Origin of the sequence: Flavobacterium aquidurense (assembly GCF_002217195.1) — a bacterium.
Classification (GTDB): Bacteria; Bacteroidota; Bacteroidia; order Flavobacteriales; family Flavobacteriaceae; genus Flavobacterium; species Flavobacterium frigidimaris.
On the sequence record NZ_MUGR01000002.1, the window covers coordinates 347 to 12,352 of the forward strand.

The 12,006-nt window shown below is 32.9% G+C and carries 10 protein-coding genes; 8 read left to right on the forward strand and 2 right to left on the reverse strand.

What is annotated here, in order from left to right; genetic code table 11:
• Window positions 1–39 precede the first annotated feature (39 nt).
• From gldF to B0A67_RS01235, 4 genes are all read left to right on the forward strand, one after another.
• The gene (gene gldF, locus B0A67_RS01220) at window positions 40–765 is read left to right on the forward strand and encodes a gliding motility-associated ABC transporter permease subunit GldF (RefSeq protein WP_072958594.1); all 726 of its coding nucleotides are present in this window, start codon (window positions 40–42) and stop codon (window positions 763–765) included.
• Window positions 765–2,450: a gliding motility-associated ABC transporter substrate-binding protein GldG gene (gldG, locus tag B0A67_RS01225; protein WP_072958591.1), complete on the forward strand. Its 1,686-nt coding sequence runs from the start codon at window positions 765–767 to the stop codon at window positions 2,448–2,450. Before gldF ends, gldG begins: the two co-directional genes overlap by 1 nt.
• A 107-nt stretch (window positions 2,451–2,557) precedes the next feature.
• A complete protein-coding gene (gene dnaN / locus B0A67_RS01230) occupies window positions 2,558–3,676 on the forward strand; it encodes a DNA polymerase III subunit beta (RefSeq protein ID WP_072958716.1) in 1,119 nt (372 codons plus the stop codon).
• A gap of 571 nt (window positions 3,677–4,247) precedes the next feature.
• On the forward strand, window positions 4,248–4,877 hold the full coding sequence (locus B0A67_RS01235; protein ID WP_072958588.1) for a DsbA family oxidoreductase: 630 nt from the start codon (window positions 4,248–4,250) through the stop codon (window positions 4,875–4,877).
• A 180-nt stretch (window positions 4,878–5,057) separates the two neighbouring features.
• On the opposite strand, the gene B0A67_RS01240 is transcribed toward B0A67_RS01235, so the two are convergent.
• Together B0A67_RS01240 and B0A67_RS01245 are read right to left on the reverse strand one after the other, a co-directional pair.
• On the reverse strand, window positions 5,058–6,830 hold the full coding sequence (locus tag B0A67_RS01240) for a MutS-related protein (protein ID WP_072958584.1): 1,773 nt from the start codon (window positions 6,828–6,830) through the stop codon (window positions 5,058–5,060).
• A gap of 70 nt (window positions 6,831–6,900) precedes the next feature.
• Window positions 6,901–7,734, reverse strand: a complete 834-nt coding sequence (locus tag B0A67_RS01245; protein ID WP_072958581.1) for a universal stress protein — start codon at window positions 7,732–7,734, stop codon at window positions 6,901–6,903.
• Window positions 7,735–7,917: 183 nt separating this feature from the next.
• Here B0A67_RS01245 and mnmE point away from each other — a divergent pair, with 183 nt between their 5' ends.
• From mnmE to B0A67_RS01265, 4 genes are all read left to right on the forward strand, one after another.
• Window positions 7,918–9,318, forward strand: a complete 1,401-nt coding sequence (gene mnmE / locus B0A67_RS01250) for a tRNA uridine-5-carboxymethylaminomethyl(34) synthesis GTPase MnmE (RefSeq protein ID WP_072958576.1) — start codon at window positions 7,918–7,920, stop codon at window positions 9,316–9,318.
• A gap of 149 nt (window positions 9,319–9,467) precedes the next feature.
• Window positions 9,468–10,595 (forward strand): site-specific integrase, encoded by a 1,128-nt coding sequence (locus B0A67_RS01255; RefSeq protein ID WP_072958571.1) that lies wholly within the window; start codon window positions 9,468–9,470, stop codon window positions 10,593–10,595.
• Window positions 10,596–10,600: 5 nt separating this feature from the next.
• Window positions 10,601–11,611: a hypothetical protein gene (locus tag B0A67_RS01260; protein WP_123887323.1), complete on the forward strand. Its 1,011-nt coding sequence runs from the start codon at window positions 10,601–10,603 to the stop codon at window positions 11,609–11,611.
• Between the two features lie 73 nt (window positions 11,612–11,684).
• The gene (locus tag B0A67_RS01265; RefSeq protein ID WP_072958564.1) at window positions 11,685–11,972 is read left to right on the forward strand and encodes a helix-turn-helix transcriptional regulator; all 288 of its coding nucleotides are present in this window, start codon (window positions 11,685–11,687) and stop codon (window positions 11,970–11,972) included.
• The last annotated feature ends 34 nt before the right edge of the window (window positions 11,973–12,006 follow it).

A 12,006-nucleotide genomic window follows, 5' to 3' on the forward strand; every position in this document is an offset into this window, starting at 1 on the left:
AACCTGAAACAAAAAAAACTTGAAACAAAAATAAGTTACATGAAATCAATCATTTTACGAGAAATAAAATCCTTTTTTGGCTCTCCTATTGGCTATTTGGTCATCGCTATTTTCTTAATTAGCAACGGACTATTTTTATGGGTTTTTCAAGGAGATTACAATATACTGAACACGGGTTACGCTGATTTGACTCCGTTTTTCACTTTAGCGCCCTGGATTTTAATTTTCCTTATTCCGGCCGTTACCATGAGAAGTTTTTCTGACGAAAAAAAACAAGGAACATTAGAATTGCTTTTGACGAAACCATTATCGATCTGGCAAATTGTAAACGGAAAATTTTTAGGTTCGTTCCTATTAATTATTCTGGCAATTATCCCAACCTTTATATATGTAAAAGTAATTTCAGATTTGGGTTCTCCTGAAGGAAATATTGACATGGGAAGCACAATTGGCTCTTATTTCGGATTATTGTTTTTGATTGCAGCTTATTCTGCGATCGGCATCTTTACTTCTACCCTTTCAGAAAATCAGATTGTAGCTTTTATCATATCCGTTTTTCTGTGTTTTATCTTTTATTTCGGGTTTGAAGGTTTGTCTTCACTGATTCCGGGATCGTCAACTATTATTTCGGCGCTGGGTATGCAGGACCATTTTAAAAGTATGAGTCGGGGCGTTATCGATACTCGTGATGTTATTTACTTTCTGAGCATAACAGTGTTGTTTCTGTCTTTTACTGTTTATCAATTAAAATCTTTTAAAGCGTAATGAAAGCATCTACTCAGCAAAATATCAAAACATTAGCCATTACTCTTTTTGTTTTAATCGTTTTAAATGTATTAGGAAGTTTATTTTTTCACCGATTCGATTTAACCAAAGACAAACGATACACTTTATCCGAAACCTCTCTGCAAATTGTAAAACAGGTTAAAAATCCGTTATCGATTAAGATCTATATGCAGGGTGATTTACCAGCAGATTTCAAACGTTTACAACAGGAAACCAGACAATTACTCGAAGAATTCCAGGCCTATAACAGTAATATCGTTTTCGAATTCGTTAACCCAATGGAAAACGAAGACGAAAGTATGGATGTTATAAAATCGTTATATCAAAAAGGTCTTACGCCAATCAATATCACTGTTGATGACAAAGGAAAACAATCTCAGGCAATGGTTTTTCCCTGGGCGATTGCGGTTTACAACAATAAAGAAGTCAATATTCCTTTATTGAAGAACATAATGGGAACTTCGACCACTCAAAAAGTAATTGGATCAATTCAGCATTTAGAATATTCGATTGCCGATGCGATTAACAAAATCAGCAAAGACAGGCAAAAAAAGGTTGCGATCATCAAAGGAAATGGAGAACTAAAAGAAGCTCATATAGCAAAAATGCTGATGCAAATTCGTGAGAGCTATTATATAGGTCCTTTCACGTTAGATTCTGTAGCGAAGAACCCAAGCGGAACTTTAGACACCTTAAAAAAATATGATTTAGCGATTATTTCAAAACCAACTGAATCTTTCTCTGATGAGGAAAAACAGGTTTTAGATCAGTTTATCATGAATGGCGGTAAAACATTATGGCTGATCGATCAGGTTGCAGCTGACATGGACAGTTTGTATAACCAGTCAGGCACAACTCTTGCGTATCCAAGAGATTTGAATTTAAACGATATGTTCTTTAAATACGGATTCAGAATTAATCCTGATCTGGTAAAAGATGAACGAGGAAGCAAGTTGAAATTGGCGACAGGCGAACAAGGAAGTGCAACACAATATCAGGAATTTATCTGGAAGTTTGCTCCGGTTGTAGTGCCAACCAGCAGTAATCCGATTGTAAAAAACTTAGGCGAAATCAAATTTGATTTCGCAAGTTCGATTGATACTTTAAAGAACGGAATTAAAAAAACAGTTTTATTGCAATCGTCTCAATATTCGAAAGCAATTGGAACTCCTACAGAAATTACCTTAAACAGCGTTACAGAAGAAACTTCTCCTCAGGATTATCTCAACAAAGGAAACATCCCGCTTTCTGTTTTATTGGAGGGTTCTTTTCATTCTGCTTTTGAGAATCGTGTTTTGCCTTTTAAAGAAAATTCATTTTTAGTAAAAGGAAAACCAAACAAGATGATTGTCATTGCTGATGGAGACCTGGCAAGGAATCAGCTGGATAAAAATATGATGCCGGTTGAATTGGGTTATGATCAGCGCACCGGAAACTTATATGACAACAAAGATTTTATGATGAATTGCGTTAATTATTTACTGGATGATACCGGACTTATTAACATTAGAAGTAAAGATGTCAATTTACCTTTATTAGACAAGAACAAAGTTTACGAAAATTATAGCCTGACACAATTCATAACTATCGGACTTCCAATTCTAATTTTATTGGTTTTTGGATTAGCATTTACTTACATTCGTAAAAGAAAATACAGCAAATAGATGTTAATAAAAAAATTGCGAAACTAAGATTGTTTACGATATATTTGTAAAACCTATCTTAGTTGCAGAAAAACTAAGTGAAAGAGCAAAAAAATAAAACAAAAGAGATGAAATTTATAGTATCGAGTTCGTACTTATTAAAACAATTACAAGTTTTAGGTAGTGTAATCAACAGTAACAATACGTTGCCTATTTTAGATAACTTTTTATTTGAACTAGACAATAATGAGTTGACAGTTTCGGCTTCGGATCTTGAAACTACGATGTCTGCTACATTATCAATCGATTCTACAAGTAAAGGAAGTGTTGCTGTACCTGCAAAACTTTTGCTTGAAATTTTAAAAACGTTCCCGGAACAGCCTTTAACTTTTACAGTTGAAGAAAACAATACGGTTGAGATCAGTTCAAACTCAGGAAAATATGCTTTAGCATATGCTGCAGGTGAAGAATTTCCTAAATCTGTAAGTCTTGAAGATCCTTCTGTAACGCTTGTTCCTGCTGATGTTTTAGCAACTGCAGTAAGCAAAACAATCTTTGCTGCCGGAAATGATGATTTACGTCCGGTAATGTCAGGAGTTTTCTTCCAGTTCTCACCGGAAGGATTGACTTTTGTTGCTACAGACGCTCACAAATTGGTAAAATATGCCCGTACAGATGTAAAAGCATCTCAGGTGGCTGATTTTATTATGCCAAAGAAACCTTTGAATATTTTGAAAAGTATTTTAGGAAGTTCTGATGCTGAAGTAAAAATTGAATACAACGATTCAAATGCGACTTTCTCATTTGACAACTATATCTTAATGTGTCGTTTGATTGATGGAAAATACCCTAATTATGAAGCGGTAATTCCAAAAGAAAATCCAAACAAATTAATGATTGACCGTTCTTTATTTTTAAGCTCTGTTAAACGTGTTGCGATTTTCTCTAACAAAACAACACACCAAATTCGTCTAAAAATTGCCGGAGCTGAATTGAATGTTTCTGCTGAAGATATCGATTACTCTAATAAAGCGGAAGAAAGACTGACATGTGATTATCAGGGAGACGATCTTCAGATTGGTTTTAACTCTCGTTTTCTAACAGAAATGCTGACTAACCTGCAATCAGATATGATTATGTTAGAGATGTCATTACCTAACAGAGCCGGAATTTTAACACCAGTAGATGGTTTAGAAGAAGGTGAAACTGTTACAATGTTGGTAATGCCCGTGATGTTAAATAGTTAACATCAAAAGTTCTTTTTGTTACAGGGATCTTTTTTAGTTTCAAATTAAAGACATATCATTGTAAAAAAAAATAACAACGCTATTAACCAACCATTTTTTATACCTAGAAACCGCAATTCTTTTTTTAAGATTTGCGGTTTTTTATTGTGGGAAAGTTTTTTTTGTTTCAAGTTTCAGGTTTCAGGTTTTTCCTGAATTGTGTGGATTGTGTGGATTTTACCGCAAAGCACGCAAAGTTTTTTCTAGCGTTAACGTCTACAAACGCAAAGTTCGCAAAGTTTTGAGTGAAAAAACTTTGCGAACTTCTATTTTTGTAAAGTTAATTTATAAGTTACACTTTTTTAATCTCGCAGAGTTGCAAAGTTTTTTAAACTCATACTCTCATTCTTTGGTTAGCCTAAATAAGATGCAGACGTTATCAAGATAAACTTTGCGTCCTTGCGTCTTTGCGAGATTATTTTCAGCCCAATAAAAAGATTCTTGCGTGCTTTGCGGTAAAATCCACACAATGCAAGAAAACCTGAAACCTGAAACAAATAAAAACTTGAAACAATTTTTATAACTTTGTACTATGAAAATAGAAATTTGGTCGGACATCATGTGTCCGTTTTGTTATATCGGAAAAAGACAACTGGAAACAGCTTTAGCTGAGTTTCCGGATGGTGAATTTGAAATTGAATGGAAAAGTTTTCAACTTGACCCAACGATCACGCCACAATCAGATAAAGACGTTTATACGTTTTTAGCTGAGAGAAAAGGTATTTCTGTCGAGCAGTCTGTAGAAATGCACAAAGGTGTCACAGAACGCGCAAAAAGTGTTGGTTTGGACTATCATTTTGACAAAGCTATTATCTCAAATTCATTAACTGCACATCGCATTATACAACTGGCTAAGACTAAAAAACTAAGCGATGCAATGGAAGAGATTTTCTTTAAGGCATATTTTACTGAAGGAAGAGATTTAAATGATGGGCCAACCTTAATAGAATTAGCTGTAAAAGCTGGCTTAGATCAGGATCTGGTTTTACAAGTTCTAAAAGATGAAGCGTTATTTTTAAAAGATGTTCAAAATGATATCACCGAAGCGCAGGAAATTGGCGTACAAGGTGTTCCTTTTTTCGTTTTTAACCGAAAATATGCAGTATCAGGCGCTCAGCCCGTTGAAGCTTTTGTGAATACTATAAAAGAAGTATTGAAATAAATGATCTTATCATTCTGAGGAACGAAGGATCTCCAAACTTTGTAGCACTACTTGTGGAGATCCCTCGTTCCTCATGATGACAAACTGATAAAAAATTGTTAGTTCTTCGACTTCGCTCACATTGACAAACCAAGTCAAATCTATCTATTCTCTTTACTCTTTACTCTAAAATCCACACTCCTAAATCACTCCCATTTTCTGCATTAAGAAAGTAGCGCTTTTGTTTTTACAGATTCCGCTTCGGAGTTTGTAGTCGAAATGAAGCTCGTTATTTTGAATTTCTACTTCAAAACATTGATTGGTTAATGTATCCGGATATTCATTTGTTGTTAAACAAACCTCGATATCATGCGTTGCTATGGCTCCAATTGCATTTTTAGCAATGACCTTTTTCACGACTTCGATAGTTCCGTTTCGTTTGTCATCAGAGTTTGTACCTCTTAATATTTCATCTAACAAAACAAAAGCAGGCTGATCTTCCAACGCATCCATAATTTGTTTTAAACGCTTGATTTCGGCAAAAAAGTAAGATTCGCTATCTGCTAAAGAATCCGACAATCGCATTGAAACTAAAACTGGAAGTGGATGAATATTAGCTTCTTTAGCACAAACAACTGAACCTACTCCTCCTAAGACCATATTGATGCCCAAACTTCGTAAAAAAGTACTTTTTCCGGACATATTAGATCCTGTCAAGATCATAAACGATTCTGGATAAAAATGAGTATCGTTCCCTACTCTGGTTGCCGGATTTAATAAAGGATGGCTTAAATCAGAAAATCCGATTTTATATTCTGAATTGATTTTCGGGAAAACAAAATCAGGATTATTGTACGCCAGATTCGCAAGGCTATTTAAGGCTTCAAATTCACCAATAATAGCAATCCATTTTTCCAATTCGGTCGAATAATTGTCTTTCCATTTTAAAAGCGATTTCAAAACATGAAGATTAAATAAAAACGAGCCATTAAATACAACTGCTGTTACAAGATTATTAATCGTATCCATTCTCGAAAACAATTCAGACAAGTCTTTTAAATGTTTGCTGGCGGTAGCATTTTTAAAAATTAACTGTTGCTGTAAATCGATTAATTTTTTGGATTGAAAAGTTTCCGTTTCAATTTTCTGAACTAATAAACTGTATTGTTTAATGATTTTATCTACGTTGTCCGCTTTGGCGATTTCAGATTGAATCCTTTTGAATGACTGCCCTAAAACAATTAGATTCGCAATAAAAATATACGTCAGGTAAGACAATAAAATAGTTTTTGAAGTAATAAAATAAGCTACTAAAAATCCTAAAAACAACGTTGGAAGAATAACAGATAACGCAACTAAAACTTTAGGTAAGGTATTATTTTTAAATGAATTCCAATAAAGTAACGAATCATACGAATTTTTAGAATCGTTGCTGATCATTGCAAGAGCAAGGAAATCCTGACGCCAGTCGATTTTAGATTTAAGCTCATTGATTGCTTCCTGATTTTCGAGAATTGTTTCATTGGGCAACAAGTTTAACAATTGATTTGCCAATGTTTTTTTTCCGATAAAAGTGGCGGTTCTGTTTGTATTCTGAAATAAAGAATGTTCTCCAAAAATATCTAAATCGTAAGCATACGGATGATGAAAATCATTGAATTCAATTCCGTTTTCAAAAGGTATTTTTTCTCTTTTTAAATACGTGATTTCGTTTTGATTCAGTTTCAGAATTGCTGTTGTAAGCTCTTTCTGAAAAGATAGGCGTGAATGAATTCTCATTAAAAAAAGAAAACCAACAAAAGACAGAAAAGCAAAAACTGCATAAAGAATCTCATTGGTTTTTATATAATAGAACAATAAAAACAGGCAAAGAAAAATACTTAAAAGACGCAGAATACTAATGCTGTTGTATCTCTTGTTGATTTTATGAAAAATTGTAGTGTAATGCTTAACTTTATTTTGATATGCTTCCATTTCTTAGATTTAAATGAAATACAAATATAGCTTTTACACCTAGCATTTTACTATCAAACTTTAGCAGATTTTATGTTTCATGCATTACTAAAACAGGAATCGAAACTTCTTTGGCTATTTTTTTAGTAAAGCTGGACTCAAATAAACTCTCAAAGAAAGATCTTTTGTGTGTTATCGTTGTTAACACGTCGATATCTTTATACAATATAAAATCAAGAATTGTTTCTTTTACTTCGTCACTTGGCAGAACGAGAAACTCAACATTTTCATTGGCAAACTCTTTTTCCCATTCTTTGATAGTTGTATCCGCAACATCTGTACTTGTTGTTTTTACATATAAGCTTTTTACTTTTGCATTTGTTTTTCGAGCAATATTGAGTACTTTTCTTAGCTCTGCTTTATCTTTTTCACGATAACGGGTTGTAAATCCAATTGTTTTTATTTTTTTATATTTTGCATCTGCAGGAATACATAAAACAGGAACTTTAATTTCTGAAATTACGGCATTTGTATTTGAACCAAGAAAGAATTTAGTCCAGTCTGTGACTCCTGACGTACCCATAATAACAAAATCTACTTTATCTTCTTCTACGGCATTTTTTAGATTATAAATCAAATCACCATCCATCAGGCGATGTTTTATTACAATATCACCTAAGTTTCGCTCGTCTGCGATGGTTCTTAATTTTGGAATTTCATCTTTGAACATTTCAAATTTTGCCAATTCAATAGAACTGTAAATCGCGGCATAGTTCTCGGGAAAAAACTGACTGTCATAAACCGGAATCTCGAAAGTATGCAGTAAAATAAGTTCGGCGTTGACAATTTTAGCAAATTCTAAAGCATGTACAAATGCATTTGTTGCAGATTCAGAAAAATCGGTGGGGAATAATATTTTTTTCATTTTGATTCGGATTTAGAAGTTGTTCTCTCAAATTTAGTCATTCTAAAAACAAAATACTCTGACAATTATCAGTATTTTAACATTTAATAAATTCTTAATAAATGAATTGCCGACAATTACAGAACATATACAGAACGAGACTTCGGAGACACAACTTTATGGCTTTTTTTATACCTTTGCACCATGATAAATCAAGATTCTATAGTTGCATTGGCTACTCCGTCCGGAGCCGGGGCGATTGCTATAATTCGAATTTCAGGTTCTGAAGCAATTGCAATCGGAAATTCGGTTTTTAAATCCATAAAAGACAAAGACTTAACTAAGCAAAAAACACATACTTTGCATTTAGGACATATTGTTGATGGTTCAAAAACACTTGACGAAGTATTGGTTTCTGTTTTTAAAGGGCCAAATTCGTATACCGGCGAAAATACTGTCGAAATCTCCTGCCATGGCTCTACTTATATTCAGCAGCAAATTATTCAATTATTACTGCGAAAAGGCTGCAGAATGGCGGATGCCGGTGAATTTACGCTGAGGGCTTTTCTAAACGGAAAACTTGACTTATCACAAGCAGAAGCAGTTGCTGATTTGATTTCGTCTGACAATGAAGCTTCGCATCAAATTGCCATGCAGCAAATGCGTGGCGGTTTTAGTAATGAAATTGCCAAATTACGTGAAGAGCTTTTGAACTTCGCTTCTTTGATAGAACTGGAATTGGATTTTGCAGAAGAAGATGTAGAATTTGCAGACAGAACTCAATTTCATGAATTATTAAACAGGATTGAATTTGTCTTAAAACGTTTAATAGACTCTTTTGCTGTTGGAAATGTGATTAAAAACGGAATTCCAGTTGCTATTGTGGGAGAACCAAACGTAGGGAAATCAACTTTGTTAAATGCTTTATTAAACGAAGAACGCGCTATCGTTTCAGACATTGCGGGAACAACCCGTGATACCATTGAGGATGAGTTGGTAATTGGCGGAATTGGTTTCAGATTTATTGATACAGCAGGAATTCGTGAAACTAAGGATGTTGTTGAAAGCATCGGAATTAAGAAAACTTTCGAAAAAATTGAACAAGCGCAGGTTGTTATATTTTTGTTTGACGGTTTCAAGTTTCAGGTTTCAGGTTCTGACTATATTCTGGAAATTGAAAAAGTTAAAAATAAATATCCTTTAAAACCGATATTAGTTGTTGTAAATAAAGTTGATTTGTTAGATGACAATGAGCTTAGATTGATTAATGAGAAACTTGAAACTTTAAACCTGAAACTTTTGAAAATTTCTGCAAAAGAGAAAATTGGTGTTGAAGATTTGAAGAATGAATTGCTTTCTTTTGTCAATACCGGTGCTCTTAGAAACAATGAAACAATTGTTACCAATACAAGACATTATGATTCGTTACTAAAAGCTTTAGATGAAATACAAAAAGTAAAATTTGGTCTTGAAACGAATCTTTCGAGTGACTTAATTGCACTTGATATCCGTGAAGCATTATATCAGTTTGGGTTGATTACAGGTCAGGTTTCCAATGATGAATTGCTGGGGAATATTTTTGCTAATTTCTGCATCGGGAAGTAAATCCACTTTCTTTAAGTTTCTAATACTTTCTTCTACTTGACTACCATTGATTTAGCTTGATTTTTACTTTCTAATATTATCTTTAGTTTGTACATTTGTTACACTCTTTGTACACCTTATCAAAAATAAGGTGTAAAAATGTACAACTTATGATAATCAGTTTAAAGAAGAAAAAATTACAAAACGGTAAGTATAGTTTATATCTTGAATACTACAAAGGATCTACTGCTAATGCAGATGGGAAGCGTGTGCATTTGAGGAATTTTGAATACTTAAAACTATATCCACATCAAGACCCTAAAACGGCTACTGAAAAGAAAGAAAACAAAGAAATTGAGATATTAGGTGAACAGATACTATCTATCAGAAAAGCTGAATACTTTCAAGGTAAATTTGATATTAAAAACAATACAAAATCTAAAACATTATTTTTAGAATATTATAGTAATCAAGCTGAAGAACGAATTGATTCGCCAAAGAATTACGGAAACTGGACAGCTTCTTTTCTACATTTAAAACGATTCTGCAGTCCAAATATAACTTTTAATGAAGTAGATGAAGAATTTGTAAAAGCATATCGGAATTACCTGGATAAAGATGCTAAAACCAAGAGTGATCTACCCCTATCTCAAAACTCAAAATATTCATACTATAATAAATTCAAAGCGGCGATACGATCAGCTTTTGAAGATGGTTACCTCACTACAAATCCTGTCAAAAAAGTAAAAGGATTTGAGCAAGCAGAAAGTCAAAGAGAATATCTAACTTATGGCGAGTTAGTAGCTATGAGTAAAGCTTATTGTAAGTATGATGTTTTGAAAAGGGCATTCATTTTTTCCTGTTTGGTTGGCCTGAGGTGGTCTGATATTAATACCCTAGTTTGGAAAGAAGTTAGAGATGAGGGAGATATTAGTCGGGTAAATTTTAGACAAGAAAAAACCGACGGGGTAGAATATTTATATATTTCTGCAGAAGCGAGAAAACTTTTAGGAGAAAGAGAAAATCCTTTAGATCGTGTTTTCAAAGGCTTGAAATACGGAGCTCATTTTAATGCCGAAATATTAAGATGGTGTATGCGAGCCGGATTAACAAAACACATAACCTTTCATAGTGCCAGACATACCAATGCAGTGTTGCTTTTAGAGAACGGAGCGGACATTTATACCGTTTCAAAACGATTAGGACATAAGGAATTAAAAACCACAGAAATCTACGCTAAAATCATTGATTCTAAGATGAAAGAAGCCGCTAACTTAATCCCTAACATTAATACTTGATTCATATGTTGCATTCTTTTTTTAAGCTTAAAAATAAACAGCACAAAATTTCAAGCCAATTTAGAGACGCACTAACATTTTGCACTACCAATAATTTGTTGATAAAAAAGAAACTTTCTAAACTGAACGAGCCTCAATTCTTATTTATTCTAGAAAAATTATTTAGGCATCCTATTGATCAAATAGAAACTAATACCCTTAATTGTTTTTTTATTCATTTAGAAACTCAAGAATCTGAACAATTTGCCTTACCATGGTTAGATCAAGAAACTATTGCGCCTAATAATGAAAAATTTATTCCAGAAACATATGTTGAGTTAAATTGCAAAAAAGGACTTGAATCATTAGTTAATCATTATGTCAACACCAAAGAATACGGCAAGGATACTCATATTAATAAGCTTTTAGTATTATTGGATTACATCTATAAGGATATTTTACAACCAGTGAATTTAAATAATTACAGTCTCTATGATTATATTGATAATTTAGATGACATTACTGACATGAAAAGATTCATATACATCAATGATATCAGAATTGCTTTAGATAACTATGCCGATATGGCTCAGCAATTATGTGATAGAATTAACACTAAGATTACGTCACTATCAAAACCTAATGTTAGTAGTGAAAATTTCAGATTAGAAATAGATCCTAAGATTTTGAAAAAAATATATTTTGGGCTAGAGCAAGAAATGTTCATTAACCAAGAAAAAACAACATACAATCAGTTTCTTGATGTTTTACAACTTGACTGGAAAAGTCATAATTCAATTATCTACTTTGAAATGGACCATATCCTTTTTAAGCACTTCATCGATTTCCTTGATTTATATTTCAATTTAAAAATGCAATTATCAACTATTGAGTATTCTGCAAAAATTGCAAATAAAAATGGCCTAATAAAAGCTAGTCGAGTATCTGCTTCTATAGGACAATATCGTAAATTTATGAAAGATCGAGATGATATTAACGCCTTGAAATCAATGTTTGAAAAAATTAAAAATTATTAAGATCTTAATATATTAATATTTATCTATTACGCTTTATTGACTTTTGCTTCTATAACGATAAAACAAAACACTTATGGAAAGCAATGCTATTATTCAAAAATTAGCTCATTTAGAAAAACTTATTATTGGGACTAATAAACAAATCTTCACTGTTGATGATGTTGTAAACTATACTGGATTCTCAAAAAGTTATGTCTATAAATTAGTACATATGAATATCCTTCCCTATTCAAAACCAAACAATAGAACTCTCTTCTTCACCAAATCAGAGATTGATGAATGGCTACTCCAAAACAAATCTAAATCTATTTCTCAGATTCAGAACGAGGCTATTACTTATACTAATTCTACTAAAAAATAAAAGCGTCCAATTCCGCCGAATTGTAACGCCTTTA

Excerpts from the sequence above, each read along its gene's own strand:
- B0A67_RS01245 (WP_072958581.1), bottom strand. The coding sequence starts at position 7,734 with ATGAAAAAAATATTATTCCCCACCGATTTTTCTGAATCTGCAACAAAT.
- B0A67_RS01265 (WP_072958564.1), top strand. The coding sequence starts at position 11,685 with ATGGAAAGCAATGCTATTATTCAAAAATTAGCTCATTTAGAAAAACTT.
- mnmE (WP_072958576.1), top strand. The coding sequence starts at position 7,918 with ATGATAAATCAAGATTCTATAGTTGCATTGGCTACTCCGTCCGGAGCC.
- B0A67_RS01240 (WP_072958584.1), bottom strand. The coding sequence starts at position 6,830 with ATGGAAGCATATCAAAATAAAGTTAAGCATTACACTACAATTTTTCAT.
- B0A67_RS01255 (WP_072958571.1), top strand. The coding sequence starts at position 9,468 with ATGATAATCAGTTTAAAGAAGAAAAAATTACAAAACGGTAAGTATAGT.
- B0A67_RS01235 (WP_072958588.1), top strand. The coding sequence starts at position 4,248 with ATGAAAATAGAAATTTGGTCGGACATCATGTGTCCGTTTTGTTATATC.
- dnaN (WP_072958716.1), top strand. The coding sequence starts at position 2,558 with ATGAAATTTATAGTATCGAGTTCGTACTTATTAAAACAATTACAAGTT.
- B0A67_RS01260 (WP_123887323.1), top strand. The coding sequence starts at position 10,601 with ATGTTGCATTCTTTTTTTAAGCTTAAAAATAAACAGCACAAAATTTCA.
- gldF (WP_072958594.1), top strand. The coding sequence starts at position 40 with ATGAAATCAATCATTTTACGAGAAATAAAATCCTTTTTTGGCTCTCCT.
- gldG (WP_072958591.1), top strand. The coding sequence starts at position 765 with ATGAAAGCATCTACTCAGCAAAATATCAAAACATTAGCCATTACTCTT.